Source organism: Lysinibacillus sp. GW823-FHT02G10, assembly GCF_058797135.1.
Genome location: NZ_JBXAJI010000007.1, coordinates 121,438 through 141,313, shown reverse-complemented (window position 1 = coordinate 141,313; position 19,876 = coordinate 121,438). Strand labels below are relative to the sequence as shown.

The following is a 19,876-nucleotide window of genomic DNA, read 5'->3' as shown; positions in this document are numbered from 1 at the left end:
AAAAAGAAACCGTATTATTTCGAATACGGCCTACTACTTAGTATGTTTATCTTTCACTTTTGCTTCCTTTTCAATATGCTTTCTCGCTATTTTCAAACGTTGGATATCCTTTTTCTTAAGAGGAATAATCTCTTCCTTCATCATCTTAATATAAGAAATCATTAATAAAAGTAACACCACTGTAAAGGGTAATGCAGCAATTAACGAGGCCGTTTGTAATGCTTCAAGACCTCCTGTATACAATAAAACACCTGAAATAGCTGCCATCAAAACACCCCATACAAACTTTGATAAAATGGTGGGATTTAAAGATCCTTTTGTCGTCATACTTGCCATAATAAAGGTGGCGGAATCAGCAGAGGTAATTAAAAATATTATGATTAAAAGTATTCCAATTGTGGATGCAATCATTGAAAGTGGTAAGTGTTCAAAAAGCTGGAAAAGAGCAACCGTTACATCATTATGAACAGATTGAGCGATTTGTGCATCTTGATGTAAATCAAACCACATCGCAGTTCCTCCAAAGGTCGCGATCCAAAAGCAGGCAATGAGGGGCGGAATAATTAATACACCTATAATAAATTCTCGTATAGTCCTGCCTTTGGATACACGAGCTATAAAGGAGCCTACAAATGGTGACCAAGCAATCGCCCATGCCCAGTAAAAGATTGTCCAATCCTTCACCCAAGTTCCACCAACATATGGCTGCATCCTTAAACTATATTGAATAAAATTTGAAATATAATCACCAATAGCTAATGTAAAGGTTTCAAGTATAAAGATTGTTGGGCCTGTAATAAAAACAAATAAGAGTAAGACAATTGCTAAAGTCATATTGACATTACTCAGAATCTTCATCCCTTTTTGTAGACCTGTTGTGGCTGATAACATATAGCCAATAAACATGATAAGAATAATGGCCACTTGCAAGATAAATGTATCTGGCAAACCAAAGACAAATGTCAAACCTCCATTTGTTTGTAATACGCCTAGCCCTATAGACGTTGCTACCCCCATGACGGTAGCAATTACTGCGAGAATATCGATCGTTCCTTTAACGACTCGATTTGTTCCAGTGACAGGCTCTAAAGCAGTGGAGATGAGCATATTTCTTTTTTTATTGAATTGTACAAAGGCCATAACAAGGCCCAATATGGCATAAACAGACCACTGGCTTAATCCCCAATGAAAGAATGAATATCCCATCGCAAGTCGGGCTGCATCCGTTGATAGAGGCTTTGTGTCACTGAATGGGGGTGAAAAATAATGACTCATTGGCTCAGCTACACCCCAAAAGACCAGACCGACACCAAGTCCAGCTGAAAAGAGCATGGAAATCCATGTTAGAAAACTAAACTCAGGACGACCATCTTCTGATCCTAAACGAATAGTGCCATATTTGCTAATTGCCAGTCCGAATAAAAAAAGAACGATAATAAAGACTGACATTAAATAAAACCAGCCGAAATAATCCGTTGTCATATGAAATACGCTGTTTGCTACGTTCTTAAATTTTTCTGGTATCGTTGCTCCGATAATGACCAAAAGAAAAATTGCTCCACTTGAAATAAGAAATACTGGGTTTCTTAAAATTTTATTTTGCATACAGCGCCTCCATTTATCCCAGACAGATGACCAAATTTCCTTTATTATGCGTATCATTCGTTAATTTTATTAATAAATAAAAAAGAAACCGCATTATCAAAAGACAATGCGGTCTACTATTAATGTGATTTATGCATAAAACGTATGGCTCTACTCATAACAGTTGGTACGATCGAAGCATGATTTTCGTTTAAAGCCTCATAAAATTCAACATTCATTATTTTTTCTAATACTGTCGCCATTTGGCGCGCATCATCCACCATAAAGGTTTCAAGTTCACCAGCGCTCAAAAACAAAGTTTCGTTCATATCTTGATGCTCGTTCAGAAATACTGAAGCACACTGCACTAATTCATGCTCATTCCACCAAATGGAGGGGCTAATAGCTAGATAGCGCTGGAAGCTGGATTGGTGGTGAAATAGTTGCCACAGTGCAAAGTAACCTCCTAGGGAATGACCAAATAAAGCTTGCTGTGCTTGATTTACTGGATATTGTGCCTCAATCGTCGGCTTTAGCTCTTCTTCTATAAAGCGACTAAAATCCACTGCTCCTCCAAGCTTCTCATGACCTTTTCCTTTAAATCTTGCTGGATAAATATAAGACTCCGCAGGTGCTGTAAAATCATAAAATCTTCTTTCACGCATATCGTCGCCATGACCAATTCCAATAACAATAGCTGGAAGGATACCTGTTTTTGGTGCATTACGACTTTGTAGACGCACCGCTTCCTTTACAAGGTTAAAATAGGATGAGCCATCAAGTACATACAAAACTGGAAAGCCATCTTGTGGCGCTTCCTCCTCTGGCACATAGATATTAATCGTGTACAAATAATTTGTCAATTTTGAAGTCATATGTTGTGTAATGTAGTCTACTTTAGTTGTATTCATTAGATATCCTCCTTCAAAATTTCATAGCCATAACATACAGGTGTGTTGGTTACAGGATCTTCCATAATGCGTGCATCAATATTAAATACTTTACGCATTACCTCAGCACTTAAAATTTCCTGTGGCGTGCCAGTTTGCATAATAGTACCCTTACGCATTGCAATAAGATGATCTGAATATCTGGCCGCGTGGTTAATATCATGTAGAACCATCACTACTGTACAGCTGTGGTGCTCATTTAAACTTTTAACAATGTCCAATACCTCTAGCTGATGCGCCATATCTAAATAAGTAGTAGGTTCATCCAATAGCAAGATATTTGTTTCTTGTGCTAAGGCCATAGCTAGCCAAACACGCTGACGCTGACCTCCTGAAAGCTGGGCAAGCTCCCTATTTCGATATTCCATCGTATTAGTAACTGTTAAAGCCCATTCAATCATTTCCTCATCCTTATTCGTTAAACGATTGACATTGTTGCGATGTGGATAGCGACCATACGCAATTAACTCCTCCACTTTCAATTGACCAGGAGCTATCGGTGTTTGAGATAATATTGCTAGTTTCTTGGCAATATCTTTGGTCGATAAATTTTGCATATTTTGCTCCTGCAAATATACCGTACCTTGTTGTTTTTTTAAAATACGTCCTATTGTTTTAAGGAGTGTAGATTTACCACAACCATTTGGACCGATGATTGTAGTCACTTTGCCCTCTTCTATCGTTAAATTTAACCCTTCAAAGACACGTACCTGCTCATAACCTGAAGCCAAATTTTCCATTCTAAATGCAGTTTGCACGCCATTTCCTCCTATGCCTTAGATTTCACCAGTAAATACAAGAAATACGGAATCCCAATAATTGAAACAACAATACCTACAGCCAGTTCCGATGGTGCAAAAACGGTTTTACCAATAAAATCAGCGAGGATTAACAGACCTGCACCAATTAAAGCACTCACTGGCATAACATAACGGTGCTGAATACCAACAAGCTGCTTGGCAATGTGTGGGGCCATTAAACCTATGAATCCAATACTCCCTGATACGGACACACAAGCACTGACAAGACCTACACTGGCTAGTAACAGCTTCATTTTCTCCTTTTCAACAGCTATTCCTAAACTTGTGATGCTATCCTCTTCAAGCTGAAAATAATCGAGTAAATATGATTTTCTATGCACATATATTCCTAAAATCAAAAGCCAAGGTAGCATCGTAAGCGCAAAGATCCAATTCGCATTATAAATTGAACCTGCCATCCAAATAGCCGCTGATTCAAAATCTTGTGCACTCATTTTTAAGGATAGGAACAAGGACAAAGCTCCAAATCCACTATTAATAGCTATACCAGTTAAGATTAATCGCTGCATATCCAGATGACCATTTTTTAAAGCAAATGAAAAAATCAGGATAGCTGCAATTGTTCCACCGATAAAACCGAATAGTGGCATCATTAAAATTGACATCCAGCTGTTCATATCTGCACTCACTAGCTTTACTTGAAAGAAGTACATGAATAGTACGACTGCTGCACCAGCTCCAGCATTAATCCCTAATATTCCTGGATCTGCTAGTCCATTGCGTGTAATCCCCTGTAATACAACTCCTGCCATACCTAAGCCAATACCGACAAGTCCAGCAATGACAATCCGAGGTAAACGGAACTCAAATATAACAAGATCAAATTTTGAATTTGACTCGATCCGTAGCAATGTTTTGATGACATCCATTACAGACATATCAAAAACACCATTTGTAATATGTAAATAGCTCGCAACTAAAATCATTAAAACAAGCATCAGCATGGTTAAAAAGAATACACTTGAGGTTTTTTTATGCACGTTTTTCACCTCCGTGCTTACGAACTAAATATAAGAAGAATGGTACACCGACCAATGCGGTTAAGACACCAATTGGCGTTTCAAATGGATAATTGACAACGCGGCTCAAGACATCACAAAGCGCTAAGAAAAAGGCTCCAATGACAGCTGCACAAGGAATAATATAGCGATAATCAACACCAACAAGGAAGCGTGTAATATGTGGTATGACTAACCCTACAAAGGCGATTTTCCCTACAAGTGCAACCGCTGTCCCTGTCAAACATACGACAGCTAGCATGCTAATAATACGTACTGCTTTTGTTTTCTGTCCTAGCCCCATGGCAATATCTTCACCTAATGAAGTAATGGTAATCGCTTTTGCCGATAATAAAGCCAAGATCAACCCAGTTAAACCAAATGGAATAGAAAGAATCAGCATATCCATATTTACCATATGTACCTTTGTGTTATACCAAGCACTTACTGTTTGTGATACTTGGAAATAAATCGCAATAGCAGTAGCAATACTACTTAAAAATGTGCCAATGACCGTTCCAATTATGGCTAGCCTTACTGGAGATAAGCCATTGCGGATTAACGAGCCAAAACCAAAGACAATACCAGCTCCCAATGCAGAACCAAGCATCGATAATAAAATCATTTGATAGTTTGGTAGCCCTGGAAAAAAAACAATGGCTAATGTAATGACAAATGCAGAGCCATCATTGACACCCATTAATGAAGGCGAGGCTAAATAGTTTCGTGTAATCCCCTGCATGACTGCACCGGCAACTGCTAAAAATGCTCCAACTAGTAATACCGCGGCAACTCTTGGAATACGGCCTGTTCTTATAATTTGATGATCGACATCCGATGGATCAAATGCTGTCATCGACTGCCATACTGTAATGGCACTAATATCTTTTGTCCCATACATAACAGAAATAAGTGCCACAAGGGCAATAAGGAAAGGAGATATCGCTAATATTGAAAACGACACTATGTTTGTTTTTTTCAACTTTCACACCTTTTTCTTTATCCATTTTGCGGTACACAATATCAATCACTTAAGTGTATACCCTTAACAACGCCTGCAATGAAAAATGCCACATCTTACAAAAGGCTGGTAATAGCCCGGTGATATCACCAAATCTACTACCAGCCTGTTTATACTATTTAAATAATTTTTCAGCCGCAGCATCTAAGAATTTCACCTTAGACCAAGCAGTACCACCTTGTGCTAATGGCTCAATTGTGTTGACGAAAACTTGATTATTTTGTGTTGCCTTTAAGCTAGTGAAAATTGGATTCTTTTGTAGCTCCTCTAAAGCTTTTGGCGTATCCTTATTCTCGGAATCCTCGAATTGCAGGAAAATCACATCTGGATTTACTTGTGCTAATGTTTCAAGTGATAGTTCCGCTTGCGCCTTAGCTGTTGTAACAACTTCTGGTACAGGTGCTCCTAAATCTTCATATAGAACAGGGTTTAAATAAACGCCTGCTGGATAGATGTACATCACTCCACCACGAACACGGATGATTAATACTTGCTTATCTGCTAATTGCTCCTTGGATTTTACTTGGGCATCAGCAACTTTGGCTTCATAGTCAGAGATGATTTTCTTTGCATCCTCTTCCTTCCCAGCTAAATGTGCAAGCAATGTTAAATTTTCTTTCCAATTTGTTGAAATATGTGAGTATGGAATCATTGTTTGAATTTTGTTGAGCTTTTCAGCCGTTTCTTCAGGGAATTTCGAAGTACCCACAATTACATCAGGATCCAGATTAAGAATGGCTTCTGCATTTGGCTCCATTTTATTTCCTACAAGTGTAGCTCCTTCAAAATCTGTTGCTAGATAGGCAGGAACTTTTCCACCTACTTCTAGAACACCTACTGGCTTAATACCAAGCATTGCCGCATCTTCCATTGATTCAAGACTGGCAGCGACAATGTTCTTTACTTCGGCTGGTAGCTCATATTGCTCGCCTAAGTACGTGATGGTCTGCGTTGATTTAGCTTGCTCTGTCTGTGATTCTGTTGCACTTGTCTCTGCTGTATTAGCTGTTGATGTTGCTTCCTCTGCTTTGTCTGTTCCACATGCAGCCAGTGATAATGCTAATAGTGCTGGTGCACACATTTTAAAATATTTATTCATAGATATTCTCCCCTAACGAGCTCATATTGATAATGATAATCGTTTTCATATATAAGTCAATATATAATTGATACTCATTATCATTTACGGATACTATCCTAACAAAGTGAAAAAAGATTGTGAATGGACGATTTCGAAAATGACATGGATTTTTGCCGATTTAAGCAATAAAAAAACTGCTTCTTTTTTATAAGAAACAGTCAATTATACATATCTGGCTTCCTCTATTTTTAACTTGCGATAGGCTGAGGGAGATAAACCCGTACACTTTTTAAATACTCTGCTAAAATAAAAACAATCTACATATCCAACACATTCCGCAATTTCAGCTACAGGTATTCCACCATATTCTAGTAAGTCTTTCGCACGTCGTATACGGTATTCTGTTATATATGTACTTGGATTCATACCTGTATGCTGCTCAAATAAATAAGCAAAACGACGACGCTCAATGCCCAATTCCATCGAGATATTTGATACTGAGATTTGCTGTGCATAATTTTCATGTATATACTGTAATGCCTGTTCCATTAATTCGCTGGCACTATCTAAAACCTGCATTTTTGCCGCTACAAGGATATCTTCCAACAAATTCATAAATAATGTCTTAGACTTGAATAAAGCCATATTACCAGGAAAGGAATAGCTTTCTACTAATTGCTGAACATGGCTAATAATTTGTGTGTTAAAGCCTGTATTGATTAGAAAATGTTGCTCGGCTAGTGGATATAGATTTATTTCTTCTGTAGGTAGGCTGTAATGAACAACTGCATACTCCCAACCTTTATAGCCAGTCGCTCTCACTTCTATCGGCATCTGGGGGCCAGCATGGGCAATCATTCCCGGCTCCATCATATAGGGGGTTCCATTAAAGCTAAAGATCGCACTCCCTGCAAGTGGCACTACTAAACCACACTTTTCTGGAGCTGTTGTTCTACCAGCATCTACTTCACTTGGCTCCATTTTTTTAGTAAAAACATCTGTAAATTTTACAGAAGCATGTGCAAAGTAATCAATTAAATACTTGATATCCATATGCTAACTCCTATACATGTATAACATTCTGAATCTGTGAAAAATGATGTAAATCATGATTGATTAATCCTACAAAATAGTCGATTATAGTCATTTCTGACTGCCCAATTTTAAATGACTGTTGCCATTGCTCATCTGTCCATTGCTGAATGTCCTGCAATAATTGACGCCTTGTGGAAATAAAATCATTCAATGTTTCCTCCATTGTTTGTTCACGGCTTTTCTTAGCTGCCATCGTATTCAAATGTGCTACATCTGGCCCTTTCGGCAGACGCTCATCTGTAAAGAGAAAAGGAATTCGGTAATTTTGCACAAACTTGTCCCATGGAGGAAGATGCCCAATTACCTCTGCAACCGACCATTTCCCAGGTTCAATGGGCATACGCCATTGTGCCTCAGATAACCCTCGTAAATTATCTATCCAATCTAAAGATTTTATATAGTGTTTAATGACATAGGTTATATCTTGTTGCAATTGTTCCCCCTCTTTCTTTTTTTATTGAAGATGAATTTTCAATTCTGGCCAACATAAATGCCATTGTTTTTGCTGAATTCTTTGACGATAAATCGCATAGGCATACTTATTTTCTAGGTAAAACGATGTTGGCTCTACTATGCCTGCTCCTAAAAGATGAATACCGTACGGTGCTGCAATCTCTAGTACCCCATCTGATAATTTTACTCCAATTGCCGTTGGGATTTCTGGGAAATGAGAGATTCCATCAACAGCAGACTGATATGGTTTACTACCATTTAGGACATGCATTCGTGCTTGATTTTTCACGGACCAAGGCTCGTTTGGAGATAACTTTCTCAGTTCTCGCTCATACTGCTTCTCTACTTCTTCTGCTAAATTTTCTTTATCAAAATATATCACATCAATATCAGCAATTGGTGTTCTTTCTTTTTTATTATGAAGGTAATCCCATACCTTTGAGCGAATAATTCCTGCGCATATCCACCAATCTGGTAGTTGCAAGTTTTCTACTGTGGATAAAATGCTCATCACCCAGTCATCAGATGCAATTAAGTTCTTCAGCTCTTCCTCCGATTGAAGCAACCTCATTCTGTCAGCCTCCATTAATATAAATTAAATTTATAAATCACTAAAAATTATATATTAGATTTATACATTAACACCATTTACCCTAAAGCTAATAAAAGAAAGGGAGAAGCTTATGAATAAAATGATCATGCTGTTATTATTTGTACTACTTAGCTTAGTTGGACTTTTCTATACAAACATTTCTTTAACACTCATATGTATCGGAATGGTAGCTGCTTTTATTGGTACACTTGCGGGAGGTGGTGGACTAATTACACTTCCTGCCATGATGCTTGTCGGTATCCCTATTCAAACAAGTATTGCCACAAACAAATTTTCGACAGGCATTTCGTCTTTATCCAGTATTTTTTATCTACTCTATCAGAAGGAGCTACATCTCACATCTATCATCAAATATATAGCTCTTGCTATTGTTGGGGGGATTTGCGGCTCACTTTTAGCGGTTTCGCTGTCTGAGCAAACTATGAACTATATGGCCTGTGTACTACTTCTTTTGGCTTTAGTCGTAACTTTGAAAAATAAGGCGTTGACGGAAGTTCCTGATTCGCTAGAACATCAAGCACCTCATTTTTGGCAACCATTTTTCATCGCTATGTATGATGGTGGTTTCGGCCCTGGCTCTTCGACATTTAGCATCTTACACTATCTACGTACTCATCATACTTACATAAAGGCTGTACAGCTCACTCGAGTACTCCTCTTCGGGAGCTGTACAGGAGCATTTATTGTGTTTTATCACACTGGCTTTATTCAATGGCACTATGCAATTGCTATGGCATTTGGCTCCATTATAGGCTCCCAATTAGGTCTTATAGTGCTCCCATACATTCCATTAAAAATAGCCAAAACACTACTAACATTGATTATTATATTGTTGCTTGTTCAAGTTACATTGAAAATAATTTAATGACCACTACTCAAATGCTCATGAATTACCTTCCATTGATCGTTAACTAATGTAAAAATATTAGTTGCTCTACCGCTACCTGATACAAATTTTTCGTTATGATAGCCTTCATAGTGATATGTATAAAGACAGGTAGCCGTCGTTTCATCAACGGTTAACCATTTTACATCAGTAGCTGAATAAACCTCTTCTTTAATGACATTCCATGCATGCTTGAAATAAGCCTCAATCTCCTCTGTTGTTGTGCATGTTTTATCAGAGAACCAATAAATTGCTTGTGGATGCAAAATAGCCTTTACTTGATTAAAATCATGGGTATTTGTTGCTTGGATATAATGTTCCAATGCTTGTTGATGTGTCATCTTCACCCCTCCTTTTTTCACAAAATTATCCGATAATTAACTTTTTATAAATCACTAGTTCTCTATCCCTTTCTGCTTTGACAGTAAATAGATGGCAGCTATAATTAAGAAAAAACCACAGACCTGAAGATTAGTTATTTTTTCATCCAATAGAATAGAAGATAAAATCATACTACTAATTGGCAATAAGCTAGTAAGTACACCTGCCCAAGATGCTGAAATTACTGCAAGACCCTGTTGCATCAAAAGAAACGCTATGACGGTTACAACAATGCCGAAATACAATACTAATCCCCACTCTGCAGCTGATATTTCTTTAAATTCAAAATATCTGCTTTCAGCTACAGCAAATGGGAAAAATAATATGACGCCAAATAAGCTAACCATAGTTGAGACTGTAAGAGCACTCATACGATAAGAAATTAACTTACCAATGATGATAAATAAAGATTCACAGAATACTGCACCTAAAATGAATAGATTGCCTAATAATGAAGTTGAATAATGGTTAGTAGAAGAATGGTTAGCAATGTTCATAAGGATAGCTCCCACTACGGCAAGAAGTATGCTAATACCCATATTCCTCGTTAATTTCTCCTTCAAAATAAAATAGGATAGGAATGCCGTGCAGACTGGCAGAGTACCAGTAATAATACCAGCTTCCATAGCAGTCGTTTTTGAAAGACCATGGAGCATTAATAGATTAAATAAAAACACCCCTAATAACGCTTGTAAAAAAATCGCTACTAACTCTTTTCTGTTTAATGTTGAAAATCCCTCTATCTTTATCCACAAAGGAATCAAAATAATTGCAGCCACAAGAAATCTTAGTTCATTAGCTAAGAAAATTGGAAAACTTTGAACAACCAATTTGCCCGCAACAACTGAACTACCAACGATACTCATCGCCACAATAACTTTCCCACTACTCCAGATCCACCTATTCATTTTTCTATACTACTCGTTCCATGGATTCATTAATAATATCGGTTACTGCTAAATATAGGTTTTCAGGGTGTTCAGCAATTCGGTGGCAAAGATATAAGTACCACTCATTTCCATACGTTAAATATACTCTACAACGATAATCTTTCCTTCTTAATTCATTGAGTAATGTAGGGCGTACACCATAAAGCATCTCAACTTCAACATTTGGGTTCTCAAGATATTGACGTCGCTCTATCTCTTGAATAAGCATTTCATCATGTGTAGCGATTGATAACGGATGATTTGCATTTACTAACTGATCAACATAATCAAGATAATGCTTATTCAGTTCTTCTGATCTGATCATGGCTATATCGACAGACTCTTGAAAAGCCCCTTTAACAAGTCTTATTTTCCCTGGATATTGCATAAGTTCTTGTAAATCTAACTTTGTACGATAAAGATGCACTTGCAATGTAATTCCAACATTTGTATACTCCGTTGCTATTTTTTTGTAAAGAGTAATAATATCATTAGTCTTAGAGGATTCTTCCATACTTATCATCAAAGTTATTCCATACTGCTGAGCTTTTTGTGTAAGCTCTTCAAGATGCTTATAAGCTATCTCAGCATTAATAGAAAGACCTATATGAGATAAATCGAAAGATACTGTTTGCTTTAAAGATAAAATCCCCATTTCCTCAATTACTTGTAAAAGCTCATCCTTTGCTCTTTGACAATCCCTTAAATTGGTTGTATTTTCCCCAATATATTCAATGGAGATATTATAATTGTCATTAAGATAATTACGTGCAGCAGCGATGGCATCCTCTCTTTTTTCTCCTGTTACATACCTTTTTGCTGCTTTCCATAATAATGGGTAGAGCTCTATTGATTGCTGCACCGCATATTTCAAGCGCTCGTCTCGTGCCGCGGCTTTTAAGGCCTGAATCACTAATTCTTCTGTTTTCTTCATATTTATTCCCCCTCTTCGGTATTGGTAAGTACTTTATCATGATAAAATTGGTAACTGTAGAACCACTTTAAAGTGATTTTAAAGGTACCACTTTCAAATCGGAGGTATGTAAAATGTTATGGATACCTATAGATCGAGCATTAGATATTCCTTTAAATCGTCAAATCTATCAGCAAATACGGGAAAAAATTTTAAGTGGACAACTTCAGGCAGGTGAAAAATTAGTATCAACACGAGAGCTTTCAGTAGAATTAAAAGTATCAAGAAATGTCATATTAGAAGCTTATGATCAGTTACTTGCCGAAGGATTTTTAATTGCACGAAGAGGAGCTGGTACATTTGTTGCAGAAGGCACATTGTTACCACAACAGACCAAACCTCTTATTACAAATAAAGCAGGAGATCCAATAGTAGGGAAAGAGGTTGTAAACTTACGCTCGGGTATTCCAGCACTCGACTTGTTTCCTCGTAAAACTTGGGCGAGGATAAGTCACCAGCTATGGCACGATAGTGAGTCCTCCATATTAGGATACGGGGTTCCAGAGGGGCGCATAGAATTAAGGCATACTCTTGCCCACTACTTATTAAGGACAAGGGGCGTTGAATGTCATCCAGAGCAAATTATTATTACATCTGGTGCGACACAGGCAATGATGCTTGTGTCGAGATTATTGCTGTCATCTAATGATATTGCTATTATGGAAGATCCTATAACTAATGATATTCAAACTATCTTTAAAGCTTCTGGTGCTACCATTTATCCGGTACCAGTAGATGAATTCGGGATGAAAACAAGCCTATTACCAGATAATATAGATCCTAAACTTGTCTTTCTAACTCCCTCTCATCAATTTCCTTTAGGAAGTACCTTACCTATTCAGCGTAGAATTCAATTAATTGAGTATGCTAGAAAGAAACATTGCTTTTTAATAGAAGATGATTATGATAGTGAGTTTCGCTACGAAGGGCCACCTGTTAGCTCTTTACAGGGCCTAGATCCAGAGCTAGTTCTCTACATCGGTTCTTTTAGTAAAATTCTCTCTCCCGCATTAAGAATAGGATACATTATCCTTCCAACACAGCTTACTGAAAAATGTCGTCAATTAAAATGGTTTACGGACTTACATACACCTTCCTTAGACCAGCTTATCCTTTCTCGCTTTATACAGGAGGGCTATATGGAAAGACATATCACAAAAATGAAGAAGTTCTATAAAAGCCAACGTGATTTTCTGATTCAATGTTTACAATCCACTTTTTCACATAACATAAAAATATTTGGCTATTCTACAGGTATGCACTTAGTTGCAGAATTTGAGAAGATTGATTTTACACGAAACTTATTAGTGAAAATAGAACAATTTGGTGTAAAGGTTTACCCAGTAGAGGATCATACAATTCAAAAGGGAAAATATAATAACAGATTGATTATTGGCTATGGTCATTTACAAAAGCATGAAATTGAACTAGGCATCACTAGACTTTTTCAAGCAATTTATCATTAGGAGGATGTCTGTGCTAGCTACTATTGAAAAACAATCAAATTACCATATTGCTACATTCAAACGGCCATTACTATATTCAATAGATGCCGTTTGGGCCGCTATGACTAACAATGAAAACCTACAAAAATGGATGAGTAATTTAGAAATCATTGAGCTACGTAAGAACGGGAAAATACATTTTAATATGAATGATGGAACAGGTAATTTTGAGGAAATAACCATCACAGATTATGTTGAGAAAGAAGTATTAGAATTTGGTTGGGGAACAGATACGGTGAGATTTGAATTATTTTCTACTGAAAAGGGTTCTTTATTGGTATTAGTGGAGACACTTCAAAATCTGACAGAGCATACACCGAAGGATTTAGCAGGATGGCATATTTGTCTTGATATGTTAAAAGATCTACTAAATGGCGTTGACCATCAATATTTCCCAATGGATGAATGGCAGCAAAGATTCAGCGAATACCAAAAAATGCTGAATAGTATAAAGTAAAATAATACAAAAAATCCTAGAGCATCATTACTCTAGGATTTCTATTATTGATAAAAGGCTGTAGCAATTGCTAGTGCTTTTAAAGGATCTTTGATTGAATCCAGTGTGTAAACAAGCTTTTCATCCTGCCACACAATTAAATTACCTGATTGATATACATCTAGCTGAGCCATGCCATATTGCCTTGGAATAGGTAGCATGTGGTTTTCTAAATACGCTACTGCCTGCTTAGCAAGTTTGACACCTGCATCAGGATTATCAGTTCGTGTATGAGTGGCAATTGCCCATCGCCCTTCGTTCCAACCAGTCCATAATGAACCAGCGCCTGCATCTTGATAACCTTTTATATTGTAACCAAGATCAACCTCTTGCCCGCCATTTTGATTAAAATTATCAAATGCTATCTGTGTGCTTGCACCTTCCACACTTTTATATTTCTTGACCAGCAATCTTCCAATAACAGTCGCTGATTTCTTTAATCGAATATCGTTAATTGGCATATTCTCTTTGCTCTCATAAAAAATAACTTCAACCTGGTCGCCCTGTGTTCTTGCTGTAGCTGATAAAAATGCACCCTCTGCAATAGGTAACGTTGTTGGCATTTTTATTGGAACATTGAAATGTATCTGCTCCTTTATTTGTTGAAGAGCTTCAGTTGCTTGAACCGCATCAATTTGATCATTATTAGACAGTGCTACAGATGTACTTGTTTCAATCTCATGTTCTTGTGCATTCTTATTTCGTTCAGCACAAGCACTTAAGCTACAAATGCTTAACAATAAAAAGAGAAATACTACCTTTTTCAACATGTTAACCCCCATTTAAGAAATGCCTTCTCTCCATATTTTCCCCTGAAAAAGGTTAACTTAAACGCTTCAGCTATTGAAGTTCATTGATGCGCTTCGTCAGCTCATTAAACTTCTGATCAAGCATTGTGTAGTCCTTATCTTTTACTGTTAGAAAGCTCAGTTTGCCTAAAATCTCTTGCCTTTCCGTTTCAAGCTTTAAACGGTGAGCCGCTGTATCATCCACTTTATTCGGTGTGACTTCTGTCCACTTTTTCTTGATGTGCTGACCGTGAAGCTCCCAAACACTGTTCGTGACTTTTTCTAGAAAGTATCGATCATGTGAAACGACAAGCAATGTTCCATTATATTGAGTAAGAGTATGCTCTAACTGCTCACGAGAAGGTAGATCAAGATGGTTTGTCGGCTCATCTAAAATAAGAACATTTTTATCCTCTAAAATATAAGCCATCAGCTTACACTTTACGCGTTCTCCCATACTCATTTTGCCTATGGGAGATGTCCAATGTGTCAGTGTAAACCCTAAATTCTTCATCAAGTTGCGCACTTTAGCACGCTCTTCAAATGTCTCTTGATAAAAATATTGCTCTGGTGTCTGATCAAGTGGTAAATCAAATACTTCCTGTGTCAGATAACCAATGTTTGCAGCTGGTGATACCCATACTTCACCCTCAGCTTCTAGCTTGCCTAAAAGAACTTTTAAAAAGCTTGTTTTCCCACTTCCATTCTTTCCTGTGATAGCTATCTTATCTCCAAATTGAGCCGTAATATTCACATCGTTAAATAGTATGCGTTCACCAAATTTTAAAGATAAATGTTTGATTTCCAGTAAGCGCTTGCCAACTCGTTGATTCGTGCCTAAAGAAAAACGAATCTCTGCTTCTGGCTCCACTGCTTCCACTCTTGACTTCGCAAGTTCAGCCTCTAATCGCTTTTTCTTAGATTTCACCTGAGAATCTAAACGCTTTGCTTTCACACGATGGTACTCCTTAAAACCTTCCAGTTTTGTTGACTGGGCGTGGCCCTTTTGTGACCAACACGTCAGTTCCGACATTTGAGCCTCAATTCGTTCAATGTTTTTTTGCTGCTTCTCGTAGGCACGTTGTTGTGTTAATCGTCGGTGTTCCCTATCAGCCATGTAGCTTGTATAATTGCCATCATGTTCAATCAGGCTTTTTTCCTCAATAGACCAGATTTTTGTGGCAACCTTATCTAAAAAATAGCGATCATGTGATACCACGATGATTGTCCCCTTATAGTTTTGTACTTGTCTGATGAGGAATGCGGTACTTCGTTCATCTAAATGATTCGTTGGTTCATCAAGTAATAAAATTTGAGCATTCTGGGAAAAACCTTCTGCAAGACGCATTTTCAGCTTTTCACCCCCACTTAACGCTGCAAATGACACATTAGGTACCTGCCACTTAGCCAGCAGATCAGCTTCTCTTGCGGATACTTCTAGTTTGTCAAAATGAGCTAGCTCCTGTTCAACAAATGTAATTTTTAAAGCCTGTGCTCCCTGAATTACTCCCATAGTTGGTGATAATGTACCTTGAATCAATTGTAATAATGTCGATTTCCCAGCACCATTCCTCCCTATAATGCCGATGACTTCGCCTTTTTTTACTGTGCCTGTCACATGCTCAAATAACAACATATCCTTTATTTCATAACGTACATCCTGTAATTTTAAAAGTTCCTTCATACTATCCATCCTCTCAGTTGGAGGGACAAAAAAATCCCTCCAATTCATTTGGAAGGATTAGTCGCTACAATATCATACACAAATAAGCTCCAAAATTATTGTGAAAACAAGCTTTGGAGTAGCTAAATATCGGCAGTGGTTTGCGAATATAAAGCAATTATTATGAAAAATGGGCAGACTAATCCTATTTTTGTTGTTCGTGAAATATAAAATTTCCTATACAAAAATTAAGATTAGTTATTCATTAGCCACCCATCTTCCCTTCATTCATCGTTATCGTCATTGTAACATCATTTTTTTAAAAATAAAACTCCATACCTTGAGCTAAGTCTATCTAAAACATTCATAGGAACGAATTTGGTTTCTAGAAATGGTACGGAAATACCAGCCATATCTTCGACTCCATCTAAAGCCAGCAATGATTTCCCTTCCTACAGCTGTTGGGAAAAACCAAAAACTTCTACCACTATTCATCCAAATATACGTATTTCTAAATAAACAGGAGCGTATACCACTAGAACCTTCTCGCCAAGCAGGAATTGGTGGTGAAAAACCTGGTGGTGTGCTCATTGGCATTTGTCCTGCGGGAGGGGGGCCGAAATGAGTTGGCCCAAATGACGTTGTTTCAAAATCATTATAACCTCCCCAACCACCAGGTCTTCTAAAATTATCTTCTCTAAATGGATTATTATACACACAAACCCTCCTTTTACATTATTCAATATATGTAAAAGGGCGATTCACCGTTGAGCCATTGCCCATTTACCAAAGGTAACCTAGTTCCTATTATTGTATAATGGAAGGAAAATCCTTCAAAAAGGAGTACTTATGAAAAAATTATTGATACTCTTATTAGCCCTGCTTATCGCAGGTAGTATGTGGATGCTGCTTGCTAAAAATTCAGTCTCTTATTCCATAAATATCCAATCAAAGCTTGCTGATGTGAAAGATTACACATACTACTTAGATAAAGGCAACGATGCCATTGGCAAGAGCATGACGAAGTTAGATTTAGTGATTGTAGAACCTCTTGAAATGCAGCAAAAGTATATCGTCAATGCTCAAAAAAGCGGTACTTTAGTGTACGGCTATATTAATGTGATGGAAGCAGACAAATGGAATACAGCACTCTATCAACAATTGAAGGAAGAAGATTTTTATCGAGACAAACAGGGTGAAAGAATATATTTTGCCAAATGGGATTCTTTTTTAATGGATTTGACTTCTACGCACTATCAAGACATTTTGCTAGCAGAAATAGAGCAACAAATTGTTCAGAAAGGCTTAGACGGTGTGTTTTTAGATACGGTTGGTAATATCAATTCCTATTTACCTGAAGATGAACAAAAGTGGCAAAATGAAGCCATGTTATCTTTTATCCAACAAATCAAAAAACGACATCCAAATATATCTGTTGCTCAAAATTGGGGATTTCAAACACTCGCCGATTATACAGCACCGTATATTGATTTTATTATGTGGGAGGATTTTTCGTATCCTGTGGTAGGAAAAGATAAATGGTCACTCGATATGATGCAACAGCTTGTCCACATACGCAATAAATTTGGTACACAGGTGATGGCAATTGGTTTTGAAGAAGAATCAAAAAGCCGTGCATTAGCTGAGAAGCATCATTTCAAATTCTTTTACAGTCCTGCTGGTTCTTACTATAATAGCTGGCAATCATCCTTACTTCCCTCTGACAAACGACTGTTTTGAGGGATATTTGTTTAAGAGCTCATCTCAGGGGTAGACTAAAAGAAAATCAGCTTGAGGTGATAGGATTGGATATGACCAATATGTATGAAGAACAAAAACATAAGCATGAAAATCGCTTTCAATATAAGCAGCGTAACATGTGGACTGGGATTTTATTTGGGCTTGGGGTTGTGGCATTTATAGATGAGGTGATTTTTCACCAATTATTACACTGGCATCATTTCTATGATAAGTCTACAGCAGCTATTGGACTAGTTTCAGATGGTTTATTTCATGCATTCAGCTTTTTTGCTACGATTGGATCTGCTTTTTTATTGGCTGATCTACATAGAAAACATGGGTTTTGGCTAAAAAGATGGCTAGGCGGTATTTTTCTTGGAGCAGGCTCATTTCAGCTTTACGATGGAATTATACAACATAAATTCATGAAACTTCACCAAATTCGTTACAATGTTGAAATACTTCCCTATGATATCGTTTGGAACATATTGGCGGCGCTATTAATAATTATCGGTATTGTCTTACTGCTCCAAACAAATCAAAAAGATCAATAGGAGGTGGCGCATCTTGCATTCTCACGATGTTCATGCTCAAAACTTTCCTATTATGGTTCAGCTTCTACTGGCCTTGCCATTTGTTCTAGCTCTTATAGGCTATATCCTCGCTGTTATTATTTCGAATCAACATAAAAAACAATGGCCTCATTTCCGTACTATCTGTTGGATTGTTGGAAATGTCTGTGCTCTGATTACATTAATCGGCCCATTGGCTGCTCTTAGTCATATTCATTTTGACGCACATATGATAGGACATTTATTGCTTGGCATGCTGGCACCATTACTTATGGCTTTAGCAGCACCAATGACTCTGCTGTTAAGAACCTTACCAGTAAACAGGGCACGTATTCTCTCTCGACTACTAAAAAATCCGTATGTTCGTTTTATTCGTCATCCAATTATTGCATCTATTCTAAATGTAGGAGGCCTATGGTTACTCTATACAACCTCACTTTTCAATTTGATGCATGAACATATACTATTGTATGTATTCATTCATCTCCATATTTTTCTAGCGGGTTATTTGTTTACTATTGCCTTTATTTATATTGATCCTACTCCACATTCATACTCTTATGTTTTTCGATCCCTTACATTAGTAGTAGCATTGGCTGCCCATGCCATATTGGCAAAATTTATTTTTGCAAATCCGCCTCATCATGTACCATCCACTGAGGCAGAACTAGGTGCTAAGATCATGTACTACGGTGGAGATGCTATTGAAATCCTTCTTGTGTATATTCTCTTTTATCAATGGTTTAAAAGCACAAGGAATAGTATTCACCCCAAAGCAGCTACTTCATCACGCTAATCTCGCCCTGTTGATTAGGTTAAATAGGATTGGATAATCTGCCAGTCCTCTAGCTTTTCAGTGAACGTTTTAATATTTTTCCCTGGTATTGGACTTGTTGATGGCATTTTTTTATAGGCTCGTCCTTCTAGAAGCCCTAAGCCAATATGCTTTTTAAAAACCTCAAATGCTTTCGCTCCATTAAAAAGCACTAATTGAATATTAGGGTATTGTTCAAAAAGGGTTTGAAAATCATTGGGCTTTTCATTGCGTATCGCTGCATCTAAACTTCCTTCACGTTCACAAGTTGCAATCGTGTCCCAAAGACCGATTGCATTGTTTTTTAATAAGGCTATTCTCTCTGTATAATCATTTGGAATCGCTATCTGTAATAACTCACCCATAATAGGCCAAAAGTGATTGCGTGGATTGCCATAGTACTGCTGTTTCTCTAACGATTGTTTTCCTGGCATGGATCCAACAATGAGCACCCTTGTTGATGAGTCTACAATTGGTAATAATATATTTTTTAAATCATTGGACACAACAATC

At 37.4% G+C, this 19,876-nt stretch carries 22 protein-coding genes; 6 read left to right on the top strand and 16 right to left on the bottom strand.

What is annotated here, in order from left to right; genetic code table 11:
• Positions 1 to 33: 33 nt before the first annotated feature.
• The 9 genes from AC1RFD_RS18925 to AC1RFD_RS18885 form a co-directional block, all read right to left on the bottom strand.
• A complete protein-coding gene (locus AC1RFD_RS18925) occupies positions 34 to 1,605 on the bottom strand; it encodes a BCCT family transporter (protein WP_066037974.1) in 1,572 nt (523 codons plus the stop codon).
• Between the two features lie 119 nt (positions 1,606 to 1,724).
• Positions 1,725 to 2,495: an alpha/beta hydrolase gene (locus AC1RFD_RS18920; protein WP_112116804.1), complete on the bottom strand. Its 771-nt coding sequence runs from the start codon at positions 2,493 to 2,495 to the stop codon at positions 1,725 to 1,727.
• Positions 2,495 to 3,274 carry an ABC transporter ATP-binding protein gene (locus tag AC1RFD_RS18915; protein ID WP_066038038.1) on the bottom strand — a complete coding sequence of 260 codons (780 nt, stop codon included), beginning with the start codon at positions 3,272 to 3,274 and terminating at the stop codon, positions 2,495 to 2,497. The genes AC1RFD_RS18920 and AC1RFD_RS18915 overlap by 1 nt, the downstream gene beginning before the upstream one ends.
• A 29-nt stretch (positions 3,275 to 3,303) precedes the next feature.
• On the bottom strand, positions 3,304 to 4,299 hold the full coding sequence (locus tag AC1RFD_RS18910; protein WP_016993066.1) for a FecCD family ABC transporter permease: 996 nt from the start codon (positions 4,297 to 4,299) through the stop codon (positions 3,304 to 3,306).
• A 28-nt stretch (positions 4,300 to 4,327) separates the two neighbouring features.
• On the bottom strand, positions 4,328 to 5,335 hold the full coding sequence (locus tag AC1RFD_RS18905; RefSeq protein ID WP_492475181.1) for a FecCD family ABC transporter permease: 1,008 nt from the start codon (positions 5,333 to 5,335) through the stop codon (positions 4,328 to 4,330).
• A gap of 154 nt (positions 5,336 to 5,489) precedes the next feature.
• Positions 5,490 to 6,473: an ABC transporter substrate-binding protein gene (locus tag AC1RFD_RS18900; RefSeq protein ID WP_281217114.1), complete on the bottom strand. Its 984-nt coding sequence runs from the start codon at positions 6,471 to 6,473 to the stop codon at positions 5,490 to 5,492.
• Between the two features lie 204 nt (positions 6,474 to 6,677).
• Positions 6,678 to 7,508 carry a helix-turn-helix domain-containing protein gene (locus tag AC1RFD_RS18895; RefSeq protein ID WP_416141202.1) on the bottom strand — a complete coding sequence of 277 codons (831 nt, stop codon included), beginning with the start codon at positions 7,506 to 7,508 and terminating at the stop codon, positions 6,678 to 6,680.
• A 10-nt stretch (positions 7,509 to 7,518) separates the two neighbouring features.
• Complete coding sequence (locus tag AC1RFD_RS18890) at positions 7,519 to 7,983, bottom strand: DinB family protein (RefSeq protein WP_066037970.1); 465 nt, start codon at positions 7,981 to 7,983, stop codon at positions 7,519 to 7,521.
• Between the two features lie 21 nt (positions 7,984 to 8,004).
• A complete protein-coding gene (locus AC1RFD_RS18885; RefSeq protein WP_054549657.1) occupies positions 8,005 to 8,574 on the bottom strand; it encodes a nucleotidyltransferase family protein in 570 nt (189 codons plus the stop codon).
• Positions 8,575 to 8,686: 112 nt separating this feature from the next.
• Here AC1RFD_RS18885 and AC1RFD_RS18880 point away from each other — a divergent pair, with 112 nt between their 5' ends.
• The gene (locus AC1RFD_RS18880) at positions 8,687 to 9,481 is read left to right on the top strand and encodes a sulfite exporter TauE/SafE family protein (RefSeq protein ID WP_492475180.1); all 795 of its coding nucleotides are present in this window, start codon (positions 8,687 to 8,689) and stop codon (positions 9,479 to 9,481) included.
• Here AC1RFD_RS18880 and AC1RFD_RS18875 read toward each other — a convergent pair.
• From AC1RFD_RS18875 to AC1RFD_RS18865, 3 genes are read right to left on the bottom strand one after another with little or no spacing between them, the layout of a single operon-like run.
• Positions 9,478 to 9,843 carry a YybH family protein gene (locus AC1RFD_RS18875; protein WP_066037968.1) on the bottom strand — a complete coding sequence of 122 codons (366 nt, stop codon included), beginning with the start codon at positions 9,841 to 9,843 and terminating at the stop codon, positions 9,478 to 9,480. The genes AC1RFD_RS18880 and AC1RFD_RS18875 overlap by 4 nt on opposite strands.
• Before the next feature lie 54 nt (positions 9,844 to 9,897).
• Complete coding sequence (locus tag AC1RFD_RS18870) at positions 9,898 to 10,791, bottom strand: DMT family transporter (protein WP_492475179.1); 894 nt, start codon at positions 10,789 to 10,791, stop codon at positions 9,898 to 9,900.
• Positions 10,792 to 10,795: 4 nt separating this feature from the next.
• Positions 10,796 to 11,746 carry a proline dehydrogenase family protein gene (locus tag AC1RFD_RS18865; protein WP_103118939.1) on the bottom strand — a complete coding sequence of 317 codons (951 nt, stop codon included), beginning with the start codon at positions 11,744 to 11,746 and terminating at the stop codon, positions 10,796 to 10,798.
• A gap of 113 nt (positions 11,747 to 11,859) precedes the next feature.
• Here AC1RFD_RS18865 and pdxR point away from each other — a divergent pair, with 113 nt between their 5' ends.
• Both pdxR and AC1RFD_RS18855 read left to right on the top strand, forming a co-directional pair.
• Positions 11,860 to 13,251: a MocR-like pyridoxine biosynthesis transcription factor PdxR gene (pdxR, locus tag AC1RFD_RS18860; RefSeq protein WP_103118940.1), complete on the top strand. Its 1,392-nt coding sequence runs from the start codon at positions 11,860 to 11,862 to the stop codon at positions 13,249 to 13,251.
• Positions 13,252 to 13,255: 4 nt separating this feature from the next.
• Entirely contained in the window at positions 13,256 to 13,747 is a 492-nt protein-coding gene (locus AC1RFD_RS18855; protein ID WP_231595683.1) for an SRPBCC family protein, read from the top strand.
• A gap of 44 nt (positions 13,748 to 13,791) precedes the next feature.
• Here the strand turns inward: AC1RFD_RS18855 and AC1RFD_RS18850 are convergent, their stop codons facing one another.
• The 3 genes from AC1RFD_RS18850 to AC1RFD_RS18840 form a co-directional block, all read right to left on the bottom strand.
• A complete protein-coding gene (locus AC1RFD_RS18850; protein ID WP_233732233.1) occupies positions 13,792 to 14,556 on the bottom strand; it encodes a hypothetical protein in 765 nt (254 codons plus the stop codon).
• A 70-nt stretch (positions 14,557 to 14,626) separates the two neighbouring features.
• Positions 14,627 to 16,258 carry a ribosomal protection-like ABC-F family protein gene (abc-f, locus tag AC1RFD_RS18845; protein ID WP_492475178.1) on the bottom strand — a complete coding sequence of 544 codons (1,632 nt, stop codon included), beginning with the start codon at positions 16,256 to 16,258 and terminating at the stop codon, positions 14,627 to 14,629.
• A 330-nt stretch (positions 16,259 to 16,588) separates the two neighbouring features.
• Complete coding sequence (locus AC1RFD_RS18840; protein WP_054549664.1) at positions 16,589 to 16,954, bottom strand: hypothetical protein; 366 nt, start codon at positions 16,952 to 16,954, stop codon at positions 16,589 to 16,591.
• 132 nt (positions 16,955 to 17,086) lie between these two features.
• On the opposite strand from AC1RFD_RS18840, the gene AC1RFD_RS18835 reads away from it, so the two are divergent.
• From AC1RFD_RS18835 to AC1RFD_RS18825, 3 genes are all read left to right on the top strand, one after another.
• The gene (locus AC1RFD_RS18835; protein ID WP_103118942.1) at positions 17,087 to 17,977 is read left to right on the top strand and encodes an endo alpha-1,4 polygalactosaminidase; all 891 of its coding nucleotides are present in this window, start codon (positions 17,087 to 17,089) and stop codon (positions 17,975 to 17,977) included.
• 71 nt (positions 17,978 to 18,048) lie between these two features.
• A complete protein-coding gene (locus AC1RFD_RS18830; RefSeq protein ID WP_199768281.1) occupies positions 18,049 to 18,531 on the top strand; it encodes a DUF2243 domain-containing protein in 483 nt (160 codons plus the stop codon).
• Between the two features lie 13 nt (positions 18,532 to 18,544).
• Complete coding sequence (locus AC1RFD_RS18825; protein WP_066037963.1) at positions 18,545 to 19,345, top strand: cytochrome c oxidase assembly protein; 801 nt, start codon at positions 18,545 to 18,547, stop codon at positions 19,343 to 19,345.
• A 14-nt stretch (positions 19,346 to 19,359) separates the two neighbouring features.
• On the opposite strand, the gene AC1RFD_RS18820 is transcribed toward AC1RFD_RS18825, so the two are convergent.
• Positions 19,360 to 19,869 (bottom strand): DNA-deoxyinosine glycosylase, encoded by a 510-nt coding sequence (locus AC1RFD_RS18820; protein WP_103118944.1) that lies wholly within the window; start codon positions 19,867 to 19,869, stop codon positions 19,360 to 19,362.
• Between the last annotated feature and the right edge of the window lie 7 nt (positions 19,870 to 19,876).

Excerpts from the sequence above, each read along its gene's own strand:
- pdxR (WP_103118940.1), top strand. The coding sequence starts at position 11,860 with ATGTTATGGATACCTATAGATCGAGCATTAGATATTCCTTTAAATCGT.
- AC1RFD_RS18895 (WP_416141202.1), bottom strand. The coding sequence starts at position 7,508 with ATGGATATCAAGTATTTAATTGATTACTTTGCACATGCTTCTGTAAAA.
- AC1RFD_RS18870 (WP_492475179.1), bottom strand. The coding sequence starts at position 10,791 with ATGAATAGGTGGATCTGGAGTAGTGGGAAAGTTATTGTGGCGATGAGT.
- AC1RFD_RS18830 (WP_199768281.1), top strand. The coding sequence starts at position 18,049 with ATGACCAATATGTATGAAGAACAAAAACATAAGCATGAAAATCGCTTT.
- AC1RFD_RS18880 (WP_492475180.1), top strand. The coding sequence starts at position 8,687 with ATGAATAAAATGATCATGCTGTTATTATTTGTACTACTTAGCTTAGTT.
- AC1RFD_RS18920 (WP_112116804.1), bottom strand. The coding sequence starts at position 2,495 with ATGAATACAACTAAAGTAGACTACATTACACAACATATGACTTCAAAA.
- AC1RFD_RS18910 (WP_016993066.1), bottom strand. The coding sequence starts at position 4,299 with ATGCTGATGCTTGTTTTAATGATTTTAGTTGCGAGCTATTTACATATT.
- AC1RFD_RS18875 (WP_066037968.1), bottom strand. The coding sequence starts at position 9,843 with ATGACACATCAACAAGCATTGGAACATTATATCCAAGCAACAAATACC.
- AC1RFD_RS18865 (WP_103118939.1), bottom strand. The coding sequence starts at position 11,746 with ATGAAGAAAACAGAAGAATTAGTGATTCAGGCCTTAAAAGCCGCGGCA.
- AC1RFD_RS18850 (WP_233732233.1), bottom strand. The coding sequence starts at position 14,556 with ATGTTGAAAAAGGTAGTATTTCTCTTTTTATTGTTAAGCATTTGTAGC.
- abc-f (WP_492475178.1), bottom strand. The coding sequence starts at position 16,258 with ATGAAGGAACTTTTAAAATTACAGGATGTACGTTATGAAATAAAGGAT.
- AC1RFD_RS18855 (WP_231595683.1), top strand. The coding sequence starts at position 13,256 with ATGTCTGTGCTAGCTACTATTGAAAAACAATCAAATTACCATATTGCT.
- AC1RFD_RS18885 (WP_054549657.1), bottom strand. The coding sequence starts at position 8,574 with ATGAGGTTGCTTCAATCGGAGGAAGAGCTGAAGAACTTAATTGCATCT.
- AC1RFD_RS18925 (WP_066037974.1), bottom strand. The coding sequence starts at position 1,605 with ATGCAAAATAAAATTTTAAGAAACCCAGTATTTCTTATTTCAAGTGGA.
- AC1RFD_RS18900 (WP_281217114.1), bottom strand. The coding sequence starts at position 6,473 with ATGAATAAATATTTTAAAATGTGTGCACCAGCACTATTAGCATTATCA.
- AC1RFD_RS18835 (WP_103118942.1), top strand. The coding sequence starts at position 17,087 with ATGAAAAAATTATTGATACTCTTATTAGCCCTGCTTATCGCAGGTAGT.
- AC1RFD_RS18915 (WP_066038038.1), bottom strand. The coding sequence starts at position 3,274 with ATGGAAAATTTGGCTTCAGGTTATGAGCAGGTACGTGTCTTTGAAGGG.